Origin of the sequence: Persicobacter psychrovividus, assembly GCF_036492425.1 — a bacterium.
Taxonomy (GTDB): Bacteria; Bacteroidota; Bacteroidia; order Cytophagales; family Cyclobacteriaceae; genus Persicobacter; species Persicobacter psychrovividus.
Window position 1 is genome coordinate 1,824,413 of record NZ_AP025292.1, and the last position, 22,174, is coordinate 1,846,586.

Consider the following 22,174-nt stretch of genomic DNA (forward strand, 5'->3'; position numbering starts at 1 on the left):
TCAGCAAAAAGGTTCTATATCTGGGGACGTTTCACCATGAAATCCACACCAACCTGCATTAGCAGGTTTAACGCTGTTAGACCATTGCTTTAGCTGTGGTGAAGCAAAAAATCCACACCCAAAAGTAGGGACGTTGCATGCAACGTCCGTACAGGATCATAATCTCTTCAAATCAATCAATCACGCTCCAAGCCCAAAATCATCTCCAAGAAAGTTTGTACGATCGACAGTACGATGGAGAAAAATAATGCCGACCAAAAACCACTTACATGGAAGGAGTCGATCAGTCCGCCTGCCATCAGGATCACCAAGGCATTGACCACAAAGGTAAAGAGTCCGAGGGTGATAACGTTAATCGGTAAGGTTAGCACAAGTAAAACGGGGCGGATCAAAAAGTTAAGAATCGACAACACAAAGGCGACGGACAGGGCGACAAAAAAGCGGCTATCTCCTGTGATCTGAGCGAGATCAAACAGCCAAACGGAAATAAGAACGGCAAGGGCCGTAACGATCAGGTTAATGATATATTGTTTCATGTTGGAATTTATAAAAAAAACCTTTGTCAACAAATGACAAAGGTTTTGATTTTTGGGTCGTAGCAAAATGCTGTAACCTTAGATTATTGCTATCACGAGACGGAGTCACGCGAGAGCTGAAGATGAAAATCATTCCAAGCGGGACGCTTGAAATAATTTTTCATTTATTTCATTAGATCAACATGCGAACAGGCTCTTCCAACAATTCTTTGAAAGTCTTCAAGAATGCTGCACCCAAAGCGCCATCTACTACACGGTGGTCACATGCCAAAGTAACTTTCATTACGTTGCCAGGAACAACCGCACCGTTTTTCACTACTGGTACCGCTTTGATCCCTCCTACTGAAAGAATACAAGCTGATGGAGGGTTCACAATCGAAGTGAATGACTCGATACCGAACATTCCCAAGTTAGAGATTGTGAAGGTGTTACCTTCCATTTCTGCAGGTCCCAATTTGCGATTTTTCGCTTTGGTTGCCAATTCTTTCACTTCTGCACCCAAGTGCGACAATGATTTGTTATCAGCGAATTTAACCGTTGGTACAACCAAACCGTCTTCGATCGCTACGGCAACACCGATATGTACGTGCTTGTTGTAACGGATCTTGTCGCCGTACCAAGCTGCGTTTACTTTCAAGTTCTGACGCAATGCCAAAGCAGTAGCTTTAACCACCATATCATTGAAAGATACTTTCACTGGAGAAACCTCATTGATCTGCTTACGCGCTTTGATCGCTGAGTCCATGTCAATATCCATCGTCAAATAATAGTGAGGAGCCGTTTGCTTGGACTCTGTCAAACGAGAAGCGATGATGTTTCTCATTTTTGAGTTTGGCACTTCCTCGAAACTTTCTTCACCAACCACCTGTGGCAATTCCACTGGTGCTGCTGCTGTCGCAGAAGCTGGTGCGCTTGCAGGTGCAGATGCCTGAGGAGCAGGCGCTGCCTGTGGCGTAAAGTTCTCAATATCGCGCTTAATGATACGACCATTATCTCCCGTTCCCTGAACCTGAGTAAGGTCGATACCCTTATCGGCAGCGATTTTCTTTGCTAATGGCGAAGCTTTGATTCTTCCTCCATTGGCAGTAGTGTTTACTGCGGGTGCTGGCGCTGAGGCCGCGGCAGTAGTATTTTCAGTTTTTGGCGCTTCCTCTTTAGGTGCTTCCGCTTTTGGAGCTGAACCTTGAGAAGAATCTGCTGCCAATAATTTTTTCCAGTCAGCATCGGACTCCCCGATAATGGCAATAATACCATCGATAGGCACTGCGCCACCTGCTTCAACTGCAATATAAAGCAGTTTACCGTCAGAGTAAGACTCCAGTTCCATGGTGGCCTTATCCGTTTCAACTTCAGCAAGAATATCGCCTGTTTCCACCTCGTCACCAACACTTTTCACCCAAGTGGCAATCACCCCTTCGGTCATGGTATCACTCATTTTCGGCATGCGGATAATTTCCGCAGCGATATCCGAAGTGTCCACCGCTTCAGCTGCAGGCGCTGGGGCCGCTGCTTCTTCTTCCTTAGGCGCTGGCGCAGATTCTGAAGCACCACCATTGCTGATTTCTGCTTTCAAAGAAGTAATGTCTTCTCCTTCTTCACCAATAATGGCAATCACTCCGTCAATCGGCACGCTTGATTTCTCTTCAACGCCAATATACAACAAAGTACCTTCCTCGTAAGACTCCAGCTCCATGGTTGCTTTGTCGGTTTCCACTTCTGCCAGGATATCTCCTGACTCCACTTGGTCCCCTACTTTTTTAAGCCACGTAGCGATGGTGCCCTCAGTCATGGTATCACTCATCTTCGGCATGCGGATTACTTCTGCCATAATTCTATAAATTGTGTGTTTGGATATTAATTAGGTTTTGATTGTGTCTGATGAGCAATGGAAGAAACACCACTCAGCTATGCAATATTAAATAAATATTTTCGTTGGTGAAAAATAAAATAGGACTTGTTTCACTTAAAAACATTAAATAAATCAGTTTTTAGGTTGGGCATTTCTTCTTTCCTGCTAATTAATAAGCAATTAACACATTTTGATCTTTTTATAAGTCAAACAAAAAAAATCTTTTCGCCCAAGATTCCTAACTTAGAAACTCAGCAAGAAGGAAACGTTATTCCCTTCATTAAAGGCATAGGAGTAACGGAAGCCTGCCGAGATCAGCGGCAAGGTGCGCAAGCCGTTGAAGTCAAACATAACTTCTGTCCCGACAGATTTTTGTTCCATAGACTGATTGGGGTCAATCACGATTTGGTTATTGGCATTTCTTTCAAATGTCCCTTTTGAATACCCATAATCAAAGAACATATTCAAACGGATGCGCTGAATATTTACCAGCGGACCGATATGAATGTCGGGGTACCACAAAGGCAGACCATAATCTACCCCCGTCAAAAAGTAATTTTGCATCGAAAAATAAGTAGCGCCACGCACCCATCCAATGGTGGAATTATAGGTATGGGTAAAGGGGTTTTCGAGGTATTGCTGTTGCGCTCCCGCCTTCAGTCGGATAGAATGATGGCGCATCACCCCAGGCAAGTACAAGCGCACCAAGCCACCATAAATCTCCCCTTCTTCCTTCTCGTTCCCCAAAATGGAGGTTTGCCACTGACCATAGACCGAGAATCCCCAGGGCGCATAAATATCCCGTTTGGCCCTTTTAAATAAGTAGCTATAGCTCACCGTTGAGTTGATCGTATTGAGCCAGCCATTCCCCTGCTCCGTGAATATTGGTCTGGTAAAGGTGGTATCCCCTACAACGGTTTGATAATTACTTACAAAGGTCTGATCCAGGGCGACACCGAGGTTCAAAAACTGAAAGAATCGGTTTCTGGTCAGGTCCAAAGGCAAACTGATTTTGGAAGACAGGTTAACCTCATTCCATTCCGTTTTGGAGGTCAATGGGCCAACGTCGGTATTGATATTCCTGTCCAGCTTCCTGTCGCCATAGCTTCCTGTAAAAGACAGCACAGGATACCACCCCTGCCAACTGAAACCACCCTGATATTTGATGGTCTTTTCTGTCAGGTCATAAACCGCTCCCGCATTGAGGGAAAAGTTGGACAAATTAGACTGACTCACAAAGCCGAGCATAAAATTATCCAGGCTGAGATTGGATGTGGTCGTCAGTCCCCATTGATACGGCCTAACCAAATGCGCCGCTTTATGATAAGGTTTTTCTTCCACCGACTGCTTCGGCACATTGGCCAACAGGTCTGCCTCCTTTTCCTGCTCCACAAGGGGCTGAAAATAGTGAATGCCTGTATCCTGCACATTCTTGCCCTTGCGCCACTGCTGCGGATCCGCAGCAGCCGAAACGACATTCATGCCGAACTTCCCAAAATCATTATAATAAAGTGTTTTCAGATCATCTGAAAGAACCCCGTTGTAGGCCCCATATTTGGAGGAAGTCAGCTGAAAAGTTTTTCCACTCGCCGTATCGAGGGCATAAATATTGTCAATGCCTGATTTTGGCGAATTATAAAGCACATATTTCCCCTGCGGACGAGGCACGCCAAAATTTTCCATCGTAGGACCGAGCAGCGTAGTTTGCGCTCCAGAGTTCACATTCAGCTTTACAAGGTATTTACCCTCTTTTTTGGTGGTTACAAACACGACATTCATCCCATCCTCAAACCAGCGCGGCGTCAGGAGATTCCAGGCGCCATCAATACTGAACGTATTTCTTACCGCACCCGAAAAGCCATCCAGCACCACCAATCGGTAATTGCCTGTTTCTGTACTCCGCACCGCCACAATCCTACTGCCGTCTGGAGAAAAAGCAGGCGCCATCAGGCGACTTTTTTGCGTGAGCTTCTCCACCTTGAGCGTACTGAGGTCCATCGTTTTGAGCACAGAATACACGCGCATCGGCCATCGGGGATCGGACTCAAACTCTGCCCACACCATTTTATTTTGTGCAACAGAAATATAGCCAGGGTTATTGAATCGCCCGAGGGTTCTAAGTAAACGCACCTCCCCGTCGGGGGAAATTTTCAACAGCTGATCTGCATGGCTTAAACCCGTGCGAACCACCAACAAATCCCCCGAAGGCAAAATTTCTGGTGCTGAATAATCAGTATAGACTTTATTTTTTCTTGGCGTGAAGTCGCTAAAATTGGTCAGTTCAATTTTTGCCAACTGTGCCTCCCACTGTTGGCGAAGGTCGGCAAGCATTTCCCCATAAGTTGCCCGTACACCACTTCCGCTGTATTTTTTGATGGAAGAGGAAAAAGCAAATGGGATAAATGGCCTGTTGAATGTCCGGCGGCTGATCTTCCCCCAAACCAAAGGATCATCGGTTTTCCGACGCACATAAGCCACCATATGATAGCCAGTAACATAATGGTTCGGGACAAAATCCTTGAAAGACGTCCCGATCTGCTTTTCGTAATTAAAGCCCCCCCGTTCAAGGAGGTTCATCCTGAAGGCACGATTAAATGCGGGGTATCGCCCACGACCGCCACGGGTCAGGCTGGTTTCCGCCACCACAGCATCTCCCTCCCAAAACCACGAATGGGCCATCAGGCCTGCTGCGCCTCTTGCGGCGAGCGTACCTGCCAGCACTTCAATCACACTACCTGTACCTGTCCGCGCCACTTCATTCTGCACCACATGCCGATATTCATGTACCGCCAGCAGATCCAGCCAGTTAATGGTACCGAGAAAATTATAATCCTGCGTTGTGTTCGTGAAAAATTCGGTTCGGCGTGGCCCCATCGATACAAAACCATTGGAGACCATCGTTTGATTCTGTAATATCAACGGCAGGCGGGTCGGTATTATTCCCAGCCCCCGCGAGACACTCCCCTGCACATGATCCAGGGTGGAACTTACATGACGTGCCAGAGAATCGGCCCCAGAGGGGTAAATTACGTCTACACTGTTATTCTTAAAATGTTTCCATTTGAGGCTTGCAGGCCCTGTATCGAGGGTTGTTTGTGCAAAAACGGCGCACAATGTCCCTAAAAACAAAACAGTGGTCAGCAGTAATTTTCGTGCAAAACGATGATTCATGTCGGATTCTGTAGGTTATAAACAAATACGAATATTTCTATAATTTTTATTCACTCAAAAACATAAAGTGATAATCTCCGACAATATCTATAATATTTGGCAAAAATAAAGCATTATTGTCATATGGAATCCCCTAATCCAAACAACCTATGAAAAATCTATTTTTACAACTGTCGTTTTTCATCCTCTTACTTGGTGCTGCCGCCTGCAAAACCGAGGAGAGTAATAAGCATTTGCCCCACTATCAGGCCACTTATAATATTAAAATCTCCGTCCTTTGGGGCTCGGAAGAGTTCCCCGCAGACAGCGTAGCAGAAGCGGCATTCGGCGAATGGGTATTCATGACCCACAATAAAAAAGTGGGTGATAAAGTTGAAAACCCTTTGCTTCGCTTTTTTGAGTTGCCGTTCACCCGCCCATCAGGAGAGCTTCAGTCCTTTATTCTGGCCGAGGAACAATCATCAGGAGGCTTGCTTTCCATTGCGGAATTGAATGTAAAAAATGGCAATGCAGGAATGTATGGCGTACTCCCTGCAAAAAAAGTCCCTTACACGATTGAGGATGAACAAATCACACTGACCGTCGACCACCCCTGGATGGATGCCGTGGCACGCATCAACCCTTCGCCGGATTGGTTTGCCTCCTTTACGGATGTCAGCTTACTTAGCGGAGACCAGTGGCTTTCAAAAATCTCCTATTCTGCCGCTTTTCATGATGCAGGGATCTTTCATGATGAACTCGATTCCGCTTTTCAATATGCCCCGCAATCCGCTATGGGCGACCTCGCCTACGTCAAAAATTTATTGGGAATCCACCCTTTTGATTTTTACTATGAAAACCCCGACAAAAAAGGCGACTACCCTTTCCGAAAAATCGTCCGGTTAGACCTTGAACTTGTCGAGGGCAGCATTCAGGCAGGAGAATAAGCCATTTCGGTTATTATTATTTGAGGTAAAAACTTTGTTCAGCCCATTTTCTTGAGAAAAATAGTATAATGAGCGAATTTCGTTGCAAGAAAAACTGTGAAACGGCAGAATTTTTACTACTTTTGCATGTCCGTTTCAATTGAGGCATCAATTTTGAACTGAACCCCTTGAATATCACAGGGTTTGAAGTTCAATCTCCGTGCCCGTCCAATTAACGCTATTCATTTTCTCTTTAAAATATATTATGCAGAGTATCAGAAACGTTGCAATTATTGCACACGTTGACCACGGTAAAACAACTTTGGTTGACAAAATTATCCACGCTTCTAAGTTATTTCGTGACAACCAGGAATTCGATGACTTGATCTTGGACAACAACGATTTAGAGCGTGAACGTGGTATTACTATTACTGCGAAAAACGTTTCCGTAAACTACAAAGGAGTAAAAATCAATATCATTGATACTCCTGGTCACGCAGACTTCGGTGGTGAAGTTGAGCGTGTACTTAAAATGGCTGACGGTGTATTGCTTTTGGTGGATGCTTTTGAAGGAGCAATGCCTCAAACACGTTTCGTTTTGAGTAAAGCATTGGGCTTAGGCTTGAAACCAATCGTTGTAGTGAACAAAGTCGATAAAGAAAACTGTCGCCCTGATGAGGTACATGAGCAGGTATTCGACTTGATGTTCAACCTTGAAGCTACTGAAGAACAATTAGACTTCGTAACTTTATACGGTTCTTCAAAAATGGGATGGATGTCAACAGACTGGCAAGACAAAACCGACTCGATCACGCCATTGTTGGATGAGATCCTGACGACTATTCCTGAGGCACCACAGCCAGAAGGTAACCTTCAGTTCCAGGTAACCAACCTTGACTATTCTTCATTTGTTGGTCGTATCGCTATTGGACGTGTGTACCAGGGTGAGATCAAAGAAGGTCAGTGGGTAGCAGTTACTAAAGCTGACGGTTCAGTAACGAAATCAAAAGTTAAAGAACTTCAAATTTTTGAAGGTCTTGGTAAAAGAAAAGTAGAAAGCGTTTCAGCAGGTGACATTTGTGCAGTTGTTGGTATCGACGGTTTCGAAATTGGTGATACATTCACTTCTGTAGAAAATCCTGAAGCAATGCCTCGTATTGCTATTGATGAGCCTACAATGAGTATGTTGTTCTCTATTAACAACTCTCCTTTCTTCGGTAAAGAAGGTAAATTTGTAACTTCTCGCCATATCCGTGACCGCCTGTTCAAAGAAACGGAGAAAAACTTGGCCTTGCGTGTGAAAGAAACTGACACTGAGGACAAATTCTTGGTATTCGGTCGTGGTATTCTTCACTTGGCCGTATTGATCGAGACGATGCGTCGCGAAGGATATGAGCTTCAGGTAGGACAACCACAGGTTATTTTCAAAGAAGTTGATGGTGTGAAGCACGAGCCAGTAGAATTGTTGGTGGTTGATGTACCAGAAGATACTTCAGGTAAAGTAATTGAGTTGGCTACACAGCGTAAAGGTGAGTTGAAAATCATGGAGCCTAAAGGCGATCTTCAGCACCTTGAGTTTGAAATCCCTTCTCGTGGTTTGATCGGCTTGCGTAACAACATGCTGACAGCTACTCAGGGTGAGGCAATCATGACACACCGATTCTTGAAATATGCAGAATTCAAAGGTGGTATCCCTGAGCGTTTGAACGGATCAATCATCTCTATGGAGAATGGCCCAGCGACCGCTTACTCTTTGGATAAATTGCAAGATCGTGGTGTTTTCTTCATCGATCCAGGAATCGATTTATACTGTGGTCAGGTAATTGGTGAGCACTCACGTAGCAATGATTTGTGTGTGAACGTTCAGAAAGGAAAGAAACTTTCCAACGTACGTGCTTCTGGTTCTGATGATGCAGCGAAAATTGCTCCTGCTCGTAAATTCTCTTTGGAAGAATCTTTGGAGTACATCCAGAAAGATGAGTACGTAGAGGTAACGCCATTGAGCATCCGTATGCGTAAAATTCTTTTGGACGAGAACGAAAGAAAGCGTGCGGCTTCTAAAGCTACAAAAGACTAATTTCGATTAGCTATAAAATATTAAAGCAGCATTTCCATTTGGGAATGCTGCTTTTTTTTGACCTTGATTTTCTCCAAAGATAAAACCTCGGCCTGACAGCACAAAAACATTCCGGTGGCCTCGAACTTTCATTTACCGAAGCCCTCACCCTGTGGCGAGTGTAAGCCGAGGACAATACAAAATCGGGTGATCATTAGCGGTTTCCCCACTCCTGATCGCCAAAGAGGGCCCTGCAAAGTCAGCATTAATTTGCTTCCCCTCCTCTATATTTCAGTTATCTGTTATCAGGTGTATTCAAATCAAAAAAGTGAATCGTTCAGAATAACCCCTCGACAAGCATTTCAAATTCAGGCATGATCCACAAGCCAACTTTTCAAGAATATTGTCCCTGCAAAAGCACAATAATTAAGAATTTTTGCTTATTCTTGTTTTGATAAGTAATCATAATAAATGGGAATCAGCCAATATGCAGCCTGAATATTTAAGCAATTAATGATCAGGCTTTTCGGTTTATTGCCAGTATTAAATCCTAATGAATGAACCTTACGATGGTGAATTTTTTATCTATTAAGCGAGGGCTGCTCCTTGCGACAGTAGGCTTGACTCTTGGCAGCTGTGTTAGCCAAAAAAAGTATGATGAGATCCTTGAAAGAAGAGATATGCTCTCTGAAGAGGTAGCGACCGCCAATGAAGCCCTTACGCTCGCCAAAGATGAGGCGAAACGCTCCAATGAACGATTAGAGAAAAATGACCAGTTGATCGAAAGCCTTAACGATCAATATGAGCAGAATCGTCTGGAAAAAGAAAAGCTCGAAGCCAAATACAAAAATGTCAATTATCTTTATAATGACATGATGCGCAACTCTGGCAGACTCAACCAAAGTGTTGCCGAACAACAACGCCGACTGAGCGAAATGACTGCCGACCTTGAGGTGACCAAACGCAATAATGAGGCGCTTGAAAAAGACCTGCAGATCCGTGAAGCCCGTGTGAAGGAACTGGAGAAGGTGGTTAAAAAACGTGACATTTCTGTGAATGCCATGAAAACCAAACTCGACAATGCGCTGAAAGATTTTGAAGTGAACGACCTTCAGGTAGAGGTTCGTCAGGGGAAAATATATGTTTCATTGGCCGACAAACTGTTGTTTGGTTCTGGGAGTATCGAAGTTGATGAAATGGGTATTAAAGCGCTTCAGCAACTGTCCGTAGTCGTGAAATCTCAGGATGGTTTCGAGGTTTCTGTTGAAGGCCATACCGACAATGTTCCCGTTTCGAGGTTCTCAAAGTACATGAACGACAACTGGGATCTATCCGTCGCTCGGGCCACTTCTATTGTCCGTATTTTGCTGGAATCTGGCGTTGCGCCTACGGCAATTCAGGCAGTAGGAAAAGGGCAGTATTATCCTGTTACCGAGAACAACACCAAAGAAGGCCGAAGCCTCAACCGCCGTATAGAAATTATCCTGATCCCAAAAGTAACGGAAGATTATATTTCTAATATTCTTCAGGGATCCTAAGCGCAGGTTTAAAACTGAAATTCACAACGAAGCTTGGGGGCATGGTAGAAGTGATGAAGGATTATTTTGAGAGCATAGTAATGCTATTGTTGATAAATAATTCAAAATCAATTTCAATCATCTGAATTTGCAGTAGGATGACAAGTTATTCAACATGCTATAAATTGCTTTCACAAAAAAATAGCGATGACCAAAATCATCGCTATTTTTTTTGCTTTATGCTTAATAAATATCCCCCAACTCATGGTAAGGTTTAAGCTTTTAACAGCTGCTAAACCATGCGGGTATTTTCAAGATTCAAATGAATACTCTCTAAAATATCGGGACGGATTGGCTTGGAGAAATACTGACGTACCATCGGGTGTTCATTTGCCCGATCCATATCTTCAGAAAAGATAGAGGACGAAAGGATCACGATATACATTTTCTCGTGCATCAGTGGGTCCAAAGCCGACAACTTATCCAGGAAAGCCCAGCCATCCATTTGTGGCATTTGTAAATCGAGCATCAGCACTTGTGGCAGTAAATTCCACAGTCGCTTATCAACGATTTCTTTAAGAAAACCCAATGCTTCCACGGGATTAGAAAAGGCGTTGAGTGTCGCAACATAATTATTCCTCGACATGATCCTGTCACAGATATAATTACTTACCACATCGTCATCCACCAGGATAATATTGTTAAATGTAGCCATTGACCGTCATAATTTAAGTTAATGCTCGCCTGGCAACTTTGTACGCTTCCATTAACGCGTCTCCCCCATTTTCATGGAGCGCCACCACACCGAGTACTTCTTTATAAATTTGGAAAATATTCAAAAATAAAACGAGCGAATGTCTTTTTTTTATTCTAATTTATATAGAGTATAAAAAAACATCAACACATGACTGACCCATTGATTGATCCCCAGGACCCTGCAATTGTTGACTTTGTTCAAACCCATTGCCCAGAATACCTCTCCCCGACCAATAAGGCGATCAGATTATACTATACCGTACGGGATTCTTTTAAATATAACCCATTGTTAATATCCTTCAGGCTTGAAGACAACCGAGCAAGTAAGATAATGGAGAAAAAAGAAGGTCATTGTATTGCCAAAGCCATGTTTCTTTGCGCCTGTTTGCAAGCTGCTGGAATCCCCTCGAAACTGGGTATTGCCAAAGTCCGAAACCATATGGGCACCGCAAGGCTCGAAAAGATTCTTCGGTCTAACGTTCTGGTACCACATGGTTACACCCTCGCTTACCTCAATGGCCGATGGATCAAATGCACACCCGCTTTCAATAAAGCACTTTGCGACAAACTTAACTGCGAAGCATTGGACTGGGATGGAGCACACGACAGCATTTTTCAGCCTTATGACCGCAATAAGGGGCAATTTATGGAATACCTTCACGACTACGGCGCTTTTGACGACTTTCCGCTTGAGCAGGTAATGGACCTGATGCAAACCGAATATCCCCACCTTTTTGATCAGGACAATCAGTTAATTCTTGAAGATATTCTTGCGGAATATTCATAGGTATCACCAATCAAATCAGCCCCTCTACACACCTATTCCAACAGGAAAACGATGCCAACAATTGCGAATATTTAGACCAAATGAAGAGGCGGAAATGAGGATCAGCAAGAAATCATCTACGAACAATTGACCATCACATTAATAGGCAATAAAGTAAATGATTTCTAAAAATGGGAACAGAAAATTGTTCAGCCAAACAGTTTACCGAAAAGTCCTTTTTTAACAGGCTCGGCCTTAAAACCAGCGTCGATTACTATTTGCTGAACTTCATGAGCGGCCTTGTCCGTTTCAACAGTAAGAATCTTGTCCTGATGATCGGTATTCACTGACCACTGATCATCGGAAAAATGCTGTTTCATGGTCGGCGTAACCTTGTCGATACAGCCTCCACAATTGATATTGGTTTTGAATTGGTGTTTCATGGGTTGATTTTATTTTTAAATATCAAGGAATATCCATATACTTATGCGTCTGCAAACTGATTTGCCATTGTGGGTTTTCCTTCACATACTCAATAATCATTGGCAAGAGCTCTGCACTTTTACCCCACTCTACCTGAAGCAATAACTTACAGTCCTTGCCGACCTTCGCTGCATGTTCTTCCGCCCAGGCGAAATCACTTTTATGGAAGATGACTACTTTCAATTCATGGGCCACGGCACAAACCTCCGCTAAAGGCGCCTTGAATTTTTTAGGTGAAAGTGTTATCCAGTCCCAGTCTCCACTGATCGGGTGCGCCCCTGAAGTTTCGATATTAGTTTGAAAACCATCAGCATGTAAAGCCGCCGTCAATGGCGCACAATTGTACATCAATGGCTCTCCTCCTGTTACCACAGCCATTCTTCCTGGGTAACTTGCAGCTTGCTGAACAATCTCCTCGGTGGATAATACAGGATGTTGTTCAGCATCCCAGCTTTCCTTCACATCACACCATACACAGCCGACATCGCAGCCTGCCAGACGGATAAAATAAGCGGCATGTCCTGCAAACTTTCCCTCTCCCTGTAAAGTGTAAAAAGCCTCCATAATTGGATAGGCCTTCCCTGCCTTGATGGCTTCTGTATATATTGCTTTTCCTTTCGTACTCATTCGGCGATTCCGTCTTTCTTCTGCCTTTGCAGAATATTAATTTTTTGAATTGACAAAATTACGATTTTTGCGTGTCTGATAAAAGCTAATCATTCATTGATCGTAGAGATTTAATCGATTAGGCGGAATGTTCGTCCGCAGATTAATGGAATGAATAGGATTAATTCTTGAAGATCACGGTATGGAAACGGAACTGACGCATAACTCTAATCTGAAATCACCTTAGGAAATTTTACCCTGTTGAGTACGGGCGAACCCAATGTCATTAAATTAAGCGCCTTATCCTGTAGAGACCTTATTTTTAACGTCTAATTCAATGGTGGTTTTATAGGTTTCCTCTTAGATTTATTAAAACTGCTACGTGAGTCGTTAAGAATAACGCCTCTACGAGCATTTCAAATTTAGACCTGTGCCCCTCAAAATCCTTAACTGAATGACATTGGATCTGACCCTACCAAAGCCGAATCTTATTTAATTTGTATAATTCCGAATGCCTTAAATTTTCAAAGATCTAAGAATTTATCTGAGAAAAGGTGGCTGGTGACTTGTGATCGGTAGCTGGAGTCCGAATAACACGAGGCACTGACCACCGATCACTCAATACAAGTTATTTCTGACTGAGTACTTATGTACAGCCCCCTACGACTAACCATTAATCTAATTAAAATCATGATAATCCTTCTAATCAAGTAAATCAAGATCAAAAAAAGCCCCCAACCTTGAAAAAGATTGGAGGCTAATATCATATCACTTAGATCCAAGCGGGACGTTTGAACCAAAGTTATTATTGAATCAACTTAAACCGAATAAACCGCTTTCTTCGCTGACTGCATCGTATTGTACAACAATGAAGCGATCGTCATTGGACCTACACCACCTGGAACAGGCGTGATGAATTCAGATTTTGGAGCTACCGCTGCGTAATCTACATCACCAACCAAGCGGAAACCTGATTTCTTGGAAGCATCCTCCACACGGGTAATGCCTACGTCAATCACGGTTGCGCCTTCTTTGACCATATCCCCTTTCAAAAATTCAGGAATACCCAAAGCAGCCACCACGATATCCGCCTGCAAAGTCATTTCTTTCAAATTCTTGGTACGGCTATGACAGATCGTTACGGTACAATCGCCTGGATTTCCTTTTTGCGAAAGCAAAATACTCATCGGGCGTCCAACGATATCCGAACGGCCAATCACCACGCAATGCTTACCTGAAGTTTCTACCTCGTAACGCTCCAACAATTTCATGATCCCGAAAGGTGTTGCTGAAATATAGGCTGGCTGCCCCAAAGTCATGCGCCCTACGTTGATTGGGTGGAAACCATCCACATCTTTTTCTGGACGAATGCGATCGGTTACCTTCGTTACATTGATGTGCTTTGGCAATGGCAACTGAACAATCAAACCATCGATATCGTCATTGGCATTGATCGCCTCCACTTCTTCCAAAAGGGCTTCTTCGGTAATATCCGCAGGAAAACGCTTTAGTGTTGAAGAAAACCCTACACGCTCACAGGCTTTAACTTTATGGTTCACATAGGTTTGAGAAGCACCATCCTCACCGACAAGGATCGCTGCCAAATGTGGTTTCTTTCCTCCCTGCGCCACAAAAGCAGCAGTTTCTTCAGCAATTTGGTCTTGTAGCGCCTTGGAGGTCGCTTTACCATCTAAGATCGTTGGCATTATATTATTGGGTTAGGTTTCTGGATTGTTTAAAATCAGCAGCAATTTGCATTTTTTGTTTAAGATAACAAAAGCAACAAGCCCCAAAAATGACATTTACCCACCAACAACAGCCCTTACTGACCAAATAATATTCGGCATTGTTCGTAATTTTTATGGTAAAAAAATAAAATTATCTGAATGATTATGGTTTAAAAAACCGACAAGCCTTACATTTGCAGTCAATTTTTGAAAACCATTAAAAAAATCATAGCAAACTAATGCTTCATTTTCTAACGCAGCTTTTCGGCCTGTTCGAAAAACTGCTCTCTACCTCCCCGACTGTCTTGGCGACAGCAACCAATATTGATGAACGGATCAACCAATTTCTGGACCCCTTCATTTCTGCCCTTGAAAAAGTCATTTTCTTCTCCATCAAACTTACCGATCAGGTCAGCTTACCGATCGTTGTGGTTTGGCTGTTTGCGGCAGCACTGATCTTTACCTTATATTTCAAATTTCTGAATTTTAGAGGCTTCAAACATGCCTTCGACATTATCCGAGGCAAATACGACGAACCCGACTCTGATGGAGAGGTCAGCCACTTTCAGGCGCTGACCGCCGCCCTTTCGGGAACGGTAGGTATCGGTAATATCTCTGGTGTTGCTTTGGCCATTTCTTTGGGTGGCGCAGGTGCTACTTTCTGGATGATCATGGCAGGTATTTTCGGTATGGCGACCAAATTCGTCGAATGTACCCTTGCCGTTAAATACCGATTGGTTCATGAAAATGGCGTCGTTTCTGGTGGCCCGATGTATTATTTATGGAAAGGATTAAAAGACATTGGCCGTGAAAAAACAGGCAAAGGCTTGGCGCTCGCTTATGCTATTCCTGCCGTCGGCTGTTCGTTTGGTGGCGGATGTATGATTCAGATTAATCAGGCGACCAAACAGCTGATCAATGTAACGGGCGGACAAAATAGCTTTTTGTATGGCCAAGGATGGATTTTCGGCTTGATCGTTGCCATCATCACTGGCTCAATCATCATCGGTGGAATCAAATCCATTGCGAAAGTAACTTCACGAATCGTACCCCTGATGGTCGTTGTTTATCTTTCTGCCGCCTTTGTGGTCATTGGTGCCCATTATCAGGAAATCCCTTCGGCTTTGCTTCATATTATTACTGAAGGTTTTAATCCAAAAGCCATGGCGGGTGGTTTCATCGGTGTATTGGTGATCGGTGTACAGCGCGCAGCATTCTCCAATGAAGCAGGTATCGGACAGGCGGCCACGGCACACGCTCCTGCCAAAACCGAGCACCCCGTTTCTGAAGGATTTGTCGGCATGATAGAGCCATTCGTCGATACCGTTTTGGTGTGTACCGTTACCGCTTTGGTGATCATCCTGACCAACTCTTTTGATCCATCAGCAACCGAAGGTGTAGAGCTGACTTCCCGTGCCTTTGCCTCAGTGATCTCTTGGTTCCCGATCGTGTTGTCCATCGCCGTCATCCTTTTTGCATTATCCACCATGATCTCTTGCTCCTACTACGGACTGAAAGCATGGACCTACATTTTCGGAGAGAACAAAGTCGCTGACCTTTCCTACAAATTGATCTTCTGTATCTTCGTCGTGATCGGGTCTTCCCTATCACTGACCGCCGTGTTCCGCTTCGGTGACGCGATGGCTTTTGCCATGTGTGCCCCGAACATCATCGGACTATACTGGCTCGCGCCGATTGTCAAAAAAGACCTCAAACAATACCGCCAATGGATCAAGGATTATGATCTCAAGCGGGAGAAGGAAATGGTAAAATCTTAAGCTTAAAATATTGAAAAGGCTCCTGTGATTGGGAGTCTTTTTTGTTTTTGATCTCTGCCTTTTTGGAGCCATTTCACCCAACATCCTTACATTTTTTTTGGGGTACACTGAAGTTCCTCAAAATTCAGTATCTTTAAGCACCTTATAAAAAATGGATAATACCATGAGTCAAAGACAAGCCTTACCAATCGGAATACAGACATTTGAGGATCTTCGAAAAGGAGGTTCTGACTACCTATACATAGATAAGACAGCACACATTCACGAAATGACGAAACTGTCAAAAGGTTATTATTTCCTTTCCCGCCCTCGTCGTTTTGGTAAGTCGATGTTATGCTCAACCATGCAGGCTCTTTTGGAAGGGAAACAGGAGTTGTTTGAAGGTTTGTACATTCATGACAAATGGGATTGGTCGGAGAGTTTTCCCGTGGTAAGAATTGACTTGAGTGGTGTTACCTATAAGAGTCTTGAAGCTGTCGAACAAAAGATTCAGTTTGTTCTGAAAGCAAACGCAAAGAAGCATCAAATTGACCTCAATACCGATGAGCAATTAGGGTCTCAGTTGATGATGTTGATTGAGGAAATATCAGAAAAATACCAAAGCAAAGTGGTGGTTTTGATTGATGAATATGATAAACCTATTCAGGATACAATTTCGAACGATGACAATTTAGCCTCTGATTCATTGGATGTTCTACGAGGATTTTACTCAGCCATTAAAGCCTCAGATCAATTCATTCGCTTTTGCTTCATGACGGGTATCACCAAGTTTACAGGTGTTGGACTATTCAGCGGAGCGAATAATTTCAATAATATTACATTGGATAGCCGATATGCTTCAATATGTGGATTTACTCAAAAGGAATTGGATAATTGCTTCGGAGATTATTTTGACGGGGTAAATATGCAACAGGTACAAGCTTGGTATAACGGCTACAACTACTTCGGGGACAAGGTCTATAATCCGTTTGATATCCTGATGTTTCTGGATAAAGGCGCCAAATTTGATAACTATTGGTGGGATTCTGGTCAGCCTTCTTTTTTGACCAAGATGTTTGAGAAAGGTGTATATGAAACCTATGATTTGGAAAATTTGGAGTTATCTTCTCAAGAGTTAAAACAATTTACGCTCAGCAACTTGAACCTCCCCTCTTTACTATGGCAAGCAGGCTATTTGACCATAACGGAAGAGATTCAGGAGCCTTTTGGCGGGAGCAGTTACGTCCTTGCTACCCCAAACCGTGAGGTTCGAATGACCTTGAATATGCTCTTTTTAATTAGTCTGACATCGGTTGAATCCAATCGCCTTTTGAAACGGAATGAAGCCGCGCGTAGCTTATTCAAAAATGACTTGAAAGAATTCGAAACCAATGTTCGAGCGATGTTTGCTGCCATTCCATTCAATAATTATGTTCAAAATAACATACAAAAATATGAAGGATTTTATGCCTCGGTGATGTTCAGTTTTATGGCTGGATTAGGGTTAAAATGCAGGACAGAAGAAGCTACCTCCAAAGGGCGTATCGATATGGCTTTGGAAACCCCAACACATATTTATATAGTTGAATTTAAAGCAAATGCACCAAAGCCCGAAGGTGATGAAAGAGGTGAAGCATTGGATCAGATTCATGAGAAAAAATATTACGAACCTTATTTGAATGATCAACGGAAGATCGTGCTGATCGGAATGCATTTCAATGAGGAGAAAAGGAATTTGGATTGGTTTAAGGACGAAGAGCTGAAGTTGGATTAAGGGAAGAGCTGGTTTAGCTCCCCTATCTCCTGAAGTATTTGTATAATTTTTAATTTTATCTTCCTACCTCAATAAGTTAGGATAAATAAAATGGACAAGGACGATGTTTTTATCAGTTGTCAGCAAAAGAGATATAAAACCTGAACAGTCTAACCCAACTATGATAAATACTAATAAAGACAATAAGAAAAGCATTCCGAATCAGATTAAATGTAAACTGTTGATAATTTTCTTATGCATAACAACCTTGTCATGTAAGCTCCCTAACAGACATGTGGAAAGCATCATGAAATTTAAGGAAGAGACAACCTTAAAAGAGTTAAAATGGGGAAACATTCATCTCAACCAAATCTCTGAATACGTCTCAGAATCCTCCGTTATTTACCCAATCTCCAAAAGTGCATATGGATATTGCGGAAGTTTCATTTTTTTAGATTTAAACTCAGAAGAATTCTTTCAATTAAAAAGAAAGCTTGGTAAGCATGCTATTTTCAAGGAAAATATAAACAGCAAGAATTGCTTGTACATCTCTGAAAATTCTAAGAATGAAAATTTGGAAAAAACCCCCCCTGTTCCAAGTATAAAAAATAAATTCTGTCCCTTAGTAGAAAGAACTGTTCAGTTTGGAAATAACTCAGAGTTTATTGTAACAGAATACGAACAAGGGAACTACCTCAATGACAAATACAAAACGCTACGAAAAGAAAAATTAAACAGACTAATACGTACTAATGGATATACTATTGGCGCTTTAGTCGACAATAAAAATCAAGCAATTACCTTATGGGTGATGATTTGGTAATTGCGTAAATATTGCTTTCATTCAACACGACTACAATGGAAAAAATAATAAAAATGGTTAACAAATGGCTTGGTAAAATCATAGAATTCAGAGCCATAATATTAATATCCATCATCTTCATATATTTCTTAACCATTGGTATTAAAGGAAAGCTTAAAACCTATTTATTAGACCACTATGCAATTGAGATTCCTGCAAGGGTAATAAATGAGAAGAACTTTTGGGGTAATAGCCCTGTATCGCACACTTTTTCTTACTCATATGAGTTTTCCGTGGACGGGAAGAGATTTAAAGCTGATTCTCGAAATAAAACCTTGAAGGTTGGTAATCACATCACCATTGAATATTTACCTGCTTATCCCACTTTTAGTAGAATATCTCAAAATTCGCAAACTCACAAAAAATGACATACCTCGATCTCATCATAGACCTTTTCAAAAACACCCCACGCCAAGGGCCTGGCAGTACCGCAGAAAGTCTACAAGCTTTGGCGTTGATGGATTTACCGAATGAAGCATTAACCATTGCTGATATTGGTTGCGGCAGTGGAAATGCTACGCTTACCCTTGCCCAGAACACGCAATCCAAAATTACGGCGGTAGATCTATTTCCTGAATTCTTGGATCAACTCAAAATCAATGCAGATAAAGTAGGTTTGATCGATCAAATCAAGACTTTGGAAGCATCCATGGATCAATTGCCTTTTGAAAAAAACACTTTTGATGTGATTTGGTCTGAAGGAGCGATTTACAATATAGGCTTCAAGAAAGGCACCAAGCAGTGGCGAAAATTCCTTAAACCGAAGGGTTATTTGGCCGTCAGTGAAATCACCTGGACCACCAATGATCGACCAAAAGAACTGAATGATTTTTGGAATGAAGCTTATCCTGAAATTGATACCGCCGCCAACAAGATCAAAGTCTTGGAAGAAAACGGCTATCGATTGGTGGGCTATTTTTACCTGAAACCCGAAAGTTGGATCAAAAATTATTACGAACCACTGGCCTTGGAATTCGACGCGTTCCTTCAGAAGCATGATCACTCTGAGGATGCCAAAGCGATTGTAAAAGAACAAAGGGAAGAAATTGAGCTGTATAAGAATTACCAAGATTATTACAGTTATGGGTTTTATGTCGCACAGAAAATCATCAAAACGCCATCATCGAATTAACAAACTTTAACTGCAACCTAAAACAAAATTGAAGAGAAAAATTTAACTTTATGATGATTTACATTGATTAATGTAAGTATTTAAACATTAAATTTTCATCAACACAACATCATCATTATGAAAAAGACTTTTCTGCTCAGTATTCTTTGTATAACAGCATTTTTCACACAAGCACAAGATTCAAAATTTGATTTTAGATTCGGTACTGGTTGGACTTTCACCAATTCGGGAGATGATTACTTCATTATGATTGAAAATGAAGTCAATTATAAAGCTACTCCTTATTTTGCTTTCAGTGGCAGCTTAGGCTTTGGGCAAAACACACAGGTTGGGGCGACAACCAATACCTATGGATCATTTTATCAAGTGAATACAAACGCCTACTTTTCTCCTTTTAAGAACAACAAGCAAAATGATTTCCGATTAGGGGTAGGCTTAGGACATATTTGGGAAAGAAGCGGAAATTATTACTACAGCCCCTCTCCTTCGGATCAACCGGTATTAGATTATGCAAAGAATAATTTTGTGGCTAATTTCATTTTAGAAAACACCTATCAATTAAATGACCGATTTTCCCTTGGCGCCAAAATCTTCACTCAGATGCATGACACCAACAATGGTTTTCATTCAGGTGCAATGATCAAGGTAGGCTACAAATTTTGATCGCCGCTAAGTTTAAGTAAAAATATGCCATAACCACTGATTCACCTCAGTGGTTATTTTTTTACCCAAACCTATCAAAACCTGTTATTTTTACATAAATTTTCATTAAACCACTCTGATTTATGAATATTTATAGATATATTTTATTGAATTTTTTATCAACCGAAAATGACATGAAAAAAGGCATCCTAATATTAGCCCTAATTACCATGAGCTTTTTAGCCCATGCACAAGATTCCAAATTCGACATCAGGATGGGAGGTGGCTGGTCTTTTATTGGTTCAGGAGATTACCACCAAAGTATGTTCGAAAGTGAGTTGAACTACAAAAGTAACCATTACTTTGCCTTCAGTGCAGGTTTTGCTTTTTCACAATCCTATACTGCGGCAGTTAGTACTAACGGCTCCATGCTTCAATTGAATGGCAATGCCTTTATATCTCCTTTCAAGAATAACCGAAGAAATGATTTTCGAATAGGTTTAGGTCTTTCTAATATTTGGATTACAAGTGGGAGTGATTTACCGAAAAACGACAACTCATTTTATAATACACAATCCGATCGCACATCCCTTGGCGCAAACCTTATTTTAGAGAACACCTTTGCAATCAATGATCATTTTTTGATTGGCATTAAAGGTCTGGTACAGGCTTACGGCGACACCGCTCATTCAGGAATTTTGGGTAAAATTGGTTATCGTTTTTAATGACAAAACATGGTAGGGTCAAACCTTTGTGCTTGCCCTTTATTGACCGTAAAATACATTCTGGTCAAGTACGTAGGCCGTACCCTACACCGTTCAAATAAAACTCGCAAGACAAAATAAAATTATGGTTGTTCAACAGCCCCAATCACCACCTTGAACAAACCAAACTAATCCACTACCTTTGCGCTCAATTTTGAGCTGAAAGAAATGGAATTAGAGATACTTTATCAGGATAAATATTTTTGTGCGATCAATAAACCTGCGGGGCTGATGGTGCACAAATCGTGGGTGGCACGCAATGCCGAACACTATGCGATGCAGTTGTTGCGTGATCAGTTGGGACAATATGTTTACCCCGTCCACCGATTGGATCGTGCCACAAGTGGCCTGTTGCTTTTTGGATTGAGTTCTGAATATTGCACCGCCGCACAGACCTTGATTCATGAGAAAAAAATTACCAAAAAATATTGGGCTTTGGTGCGTGGCTATGCGCCCGAAGAAGGTAAAATCGACCGTCCGCTGTCATCCGAATATTCTGATATTGAAAAAGAGGCCTTGACCATTTTCAAGAAACTGGAACAAACCGAAGCGCCTTATAAAGTAGCTGACCGCTACCCTGCCTGCCGTACAAGTCTGATGGAAGCCCAACCGATCACAGGCAGAACCCACCAATTGCGTCAGCACTTTGCCAAATTGCGCCATTACATCATCGGCGATAACAAACATGGCGATCACAAACTCAACAAAGGCTACAAAGCACTTTTGGGCTTGGAAAATATGTTGCTTCACGCCCGCAGCCTTTCTTTCATTCATCCTTATACCGAAGAACAGATTGACATTGAGGCGCCAATTCCCGATTATTATGATAAGATTCTGACAGATTTGGGGTATTCCCATCATCGATAAAATGCCTGTACGGACGTTGCATGCA

At 42.3% G+C, this 22,174-nt stretch carries 19 protein-coding genes; 12 read left to right on the top strand and 7 right to left on the bottom strand.

Annotated features, from left to right (window positions below; all coding sequences use genetic code 11):
- Positions 1-176: 176 nt before the first annotated feature.
- From AABK40_RS07790 to AABK40_RS07800, 3 genes are all read right to left on the bottom strand, one after another.
- Positions 177-536: a phage holin family protein gene (locus tag AABK40_RS07790; RefSeq protein WP_338396680.1), complete on the bottom strand. Its 360-nt coding sequence runs from the start codon at positions 534-536 to the stop codon at positions 177-179.
- 172 nt (positions 537-708) lie between these two features.
- Positions 709-2,364 (bottom strand): pyruvate dehydrogenase complex dihydrolipoamide acetyltransferase, encoded by a 1,656-nt coding sequence (locus AABK40_RS07795; RefSeq protein WP_338396681.1) that lies wholly within the window; start codon positions 2,362-2,364, stop codon positions 709-711.
- A gap of 264 nt (positions 2,365-2,628) precedes the next feature.
- A complete protein-coding gene (locus AABK40_RS07800; RefSeq protein ID WP_338396682.1) occupies positions 2,629-5,556 on the bottom strand; it encodes a TolB family protein in 2,928 nt (975 codons plus the stop codon).
- Between the two features lie 149 nt (positions 5,557-5,705).
- On the opposite strand from AABK40_RS07800, the gene AABK40_RS07805 reads away from it, so the two are divergent.
- The 3 genes from AABK40_RS07805 to AABK40_RS07815 all read left to right on the top strand — a co-directional run bounded on the left by AABK40_RS07805 (position 5,706) and on the right by AABK40_RS07815 (position 10,055).
- Entirely contained in the window at positions 5,706-6,482 is a 777-nt protein-coding gene (locus AABK40_RS07805; RefSeq protein WP_338396683.1) for a hypothetical protein, read from the top strand.
- A 244-nt stretch (positions 6,483-6,726) separates the two neighbouring features.
- Positions 6,727-8,538: a translational GTPase TypA gene (gene typA / locus AABK40_RS07810; protein ID WP_338396684.1), complete on the top strand. Its 1,812-nt coding sequence runs from the start codon at positions 6,727-6,729 to the stop codon at positions 8,536-8,538.
- Positions 8,539-9,086: 548 nt separating this feature from the next.
- Complete coding sequence (locus AABK40_RS07815) at positions 9,087-10,055, top strand: OmpA family protein (RefSeq protein ID WP_332919222.1); 969 nt, start codon at positions 9,087-9,089, stop codon at positions 10,053-10,055.
- Between the two features lie 271 nt (positions 10,056-10,326).
- On the opposite strand, the gene AABK40_RS07820 is transcribed toward AABK40_RS07815, so the two are convergent.
- Positions 10,327-10,749 carry a response regulator gene (locus tag AABK40_RS07820; protein ID WP_332919221.1) on the bottom strand — a complete coding sequence of 141 codons (423 nt, stop codon included), beginning with the start codon at positions 10,747-10,749 and terminating at the stop codon, positions 10,327-10,329.
- 189 nt (positions 10,750-10,938) lie between these two features.
- On the opposite strand from AABK40_RS07820, the gene AABK40_RS07825 reads away from it, so the two are divergent.
- Positions 10,939-11,577, top strand: a complete 639-nt coding sequence (locus AABK40_RS07825; RefSeq protein WP_338396685.1) for a transglutaminase-like domain-containing protein — start codon at positions 10,939-10,941, stop codon at positions 11,575-11,577.
- Between the two features lie 188 nt (positions 11,578-11,765).
- Here AABK40_RS07825 and AABK40_RS07830 read toward each other — a convergent pair whose 3' ends face one another.
- From AABK40_RS07830 to AABK40_RS07840, 3 genes are all read right to left on the bottom strand, one after another.
- Positions 11,766-11,999 carry a heavy-metal-associated domain-containing protein gene (locus AABK40_RS07830; protein WP_338396686.1) on the bottom strand — a complete coding sequence of 78 codons (234 nt, stop codon included), beginning with the start codon at positions 11,997-11,999 and terminating at the stop codon, positions 11,766-11,768.
- 22 nt (positions 12,000-12,021) lie between these two features.
- Positions 12,022-12,666, bottom strand: coding sequence for a 7-carboxy-7-deazaguanine synthase QueE (locus tag AABK40_RS07835; protein ID WP_338396687.1), 645 nt, complete (start codon positions 12,664-12,666; stop codon positions 12,022-12,024).
- Between the two features lie 797 nt (positions 12,667-13,463).
- Positions 13,464-14,351 carry a bifunctional 5,10-methylenetetrahydrofolate dehydrogenase/5,10-methenyltetrahydrofolate cyclohydrolase gene (locus AABK40_RS07840; protein ID WP_332919217.1) on the bottom strand — a complete coding sequence of 296 codons (888 nt, stop codon included), beginning with the start codon at positions 14,349-14,351 and terminating at the stop codon, positions 13,464-13,466.
- A gap of 260 nt (positions 14,352-14,611) precedes the next feature.
- On the opposite strand from AABK40_RS07840, the gene AABK40_RS07845 reads away from it, so the two are divergent.
- From AABK40_RS07845 to AABK40_RS07880, 8 genes are all read left to right on the top strand, one after another.
- Entirely contained in the window at positions 14,612-16,150 is a 1,539-nt protein-coding gene (locus tag AABK40_RS07845) for an alanine/glycine:cation symporter family protein (protein ID WP_338396688.1), read from the top strand.
- A gap of 163 nt (positions 16,151-16,313) precedes the next feature.
- Positions 16,314-17,903 carry an ATP-binding protein gene (locus tag AABK40_RS07850; protein ID WP_338396689.1) on the top strand — a complete coding sequence of 530 codons (1,590 nt, stop codon included), beginning with the start codon at positions 16,314-16,316 and terminating at the stop codon, positions 17,901-17,903.
- Positions 17,904-18,006: 103 nt separating this feature from the next.
- Positions 18,007-18,705: a hypothetical protein gene (locus tag AABK40_RS07855; protein ID WP_338396690.1), complete on the top strand. Its 699-nt coding sequence runs from the start codon at positions 18,007-18,009 to the stop codon at positions 18,703-18,705.
- Between the two features lie 35 nt (positions 18,706-18,740).
- Entirely contained in the window at positions 18,741-19,112 is a 372-nt protein-coding gene (locus tag AABK40_RS07860; RefSeq protein WP_338396691.1) for a hypothetical protein, read from the top strand.
- Positions 19,109-19,876, top strand: coding sequence for a class I SAM-dependent methyltransferase (locus AABK40_RS07865; RefSeq protein ID WP_338396692.1), 768 nt, complete (start codon positions 19,109-19,111; stop codon positions 19,874-19,876). The genes AABK40_RS07860 and AABK40_RS07865 overlap by 4 nt, the downstream gene beginning before the upstream one ends.
- A gap of 117 nt (positions 19,877-19,993) precedes the next feature.
- Positions 19,994-20,539, top strand: a complete 546-nt coding sequence (locus AABK40_RS07870; RefSeq protein WP_332919214.1) for a hypothetical protein — start codon at positions 19,994-19,996, stop codon at positions 20,537-20,539.
- Between the two features lie 173 nt (positions 20,540-20,712).
- Complete coding sequence (locus AABK40_RS07875) at positions 20,713-21,243, top strand: outer membrane beta-barrel protein (protein WP_338396693.1); 531 nt, start codon at positions 20,713-20,715, stop codon at positions 21,241-21,243.
- 207 nt (positions 21,244-21,450) lie between these two features.
- A complete protein-coding gene (locus tag AABK40_RS07880) occupies positions 21,451-22,149 on the top strand; it encodes a pseudouridine synthase (RefSeq protein WP_338396694.1) in 699 nt (232 codons plus the stop codon).
- Positions 22,150-22,174 lie beyond the last annotated feature (25 nt).

Bases quoted from the DNA above. Each gene is read 5' to 3' on its own strand.
- AABK40_RS07880 (WP_338396694.1), top strand. From the start codon at position 21,451: ATGGAATTAGAGATACTTTATCAGGATAAATATTTTTGTGCGATCAAT.
- AABK40_RS07795 (WP_338396681.1), bottom strand. From the start codon at position 2,364: ATGGCAGAAGTAATCCGCATGCCGAAGATGAGTGATACCATGACTGAG.
- AABK40_RS07800 (WP_338396682.1), bottom strand. From the start codon at position 5,556: ATGAATCATCGTTTTGCACGAAAATTACTGCTGACCACTGTTTTGTTT.
- AABK40_RS07845 (WP_338396688.1), top strand. From the start codon at position 14,612: ATGCTTCATTTTCTAACGCAGCTTTTCGGCCTGTTCGAAAAACTGCTC.
- typA (WP_338396684.1), top strand. From the start codon at position 6,727: ATGCAGAGTATCAGAAACGTTGCAATTATTGCACACGTTGACCACGGT.
- AABK40_RS07875 (WP_338396693.1), top strand. From the start codon at position 20,713: ATGAAAAAAGGCATCCTAATATTAGCCCTAATTACCATGAGCTTTTTA.
- AABK40_RS07820 (WP_332919221.1), bottom strand. From the start codon at position 10,749: ATGGCTACATTTAACAATATTATCCTGGTGGATGACGATGTGGTAAGT.
- AABK40_RS07860 (WP_338396691.1), top strand. From the start codon at position 18,741: ATGGAAAAAATAATAAAAATGGTTAACAAATGGCTTGGTAAAATCATA.
- AABK40_RS07815 (WP_332919222.1), top strand. From the start codon at position 9,087: ATGGTGAATTTTTTATCTATTAAGCGAGGGCTGCTCCTTGCGACAGTA.
- AABK40_RS07850 (WP_338396689.1), top strand. From the start codon at position 16,314: ATGAGTCAAAGACAAGCCTTACCAATCGGAATACAGACATTTGAGGAT.
- AABK40_RS07825 (WP_338396685.1), top strand. From the start codon at position 10,939: ATGACTGACCCATTGATTGATCCCCAGGACCCTGCAATTGTTGACTTT.
- AABK40_RS07870 (WP_332919214.1), top strand. From the start codon at position 19,994: ATGAAAAAGACTTTTCTGCTCAGTATTCTTTGTATAACAGCATTTTTC.
- AABK40_RS07835 (WP_338396687.1), bottom strand. From the start codon at position 12,666: ATGAGTACGAAAGGAAAAGCAATATATACAGAAGCCATCAAGGCAGGG.
- AABK40_RS07790 (WP_338396680.1), bottom strand. From the start codon at position 536: ATGAAACAATATATCATTAACCTGATCGTTACGGCCCTTGCCGTTCTT.
- AABK40_RS07805 (WP_338396683.1), top strand. From the start codon at position 5,706: ATGAAAAATCTATTTTTACAACTGTCGTTTTTCATCCTCTTACTTGGT.
- AABK40_RS07830 (WP_338396686.1), bottom strand. From the start codon at position 11,999: ATGAAACACCAATTCAAAACCAATATCAATTGTGGAGGCTGTATCGAC.
- AABK40_RS07840 (WP_332919217.1), bottom strand. From the start codon at position 14,351: ATGCCAACGATCTTAGATGGTAAAGCGACCTCCAAGGCGCTACAAGAC.
- AABK40_RS07865 (WP_338396692.1), top strand. From the start codon at position 19,109: ATGACATACCTCGATCTCATCATAGACCTTTTCAAAAACACCCCACGC.
- AABK40_RS07855 (WP_338396690.1), top strand. From the start codon at position 18,007: ATGTTTTTATCAGTTGTCAGCAAAAGAGATATAAAACCTGAACAGTCT.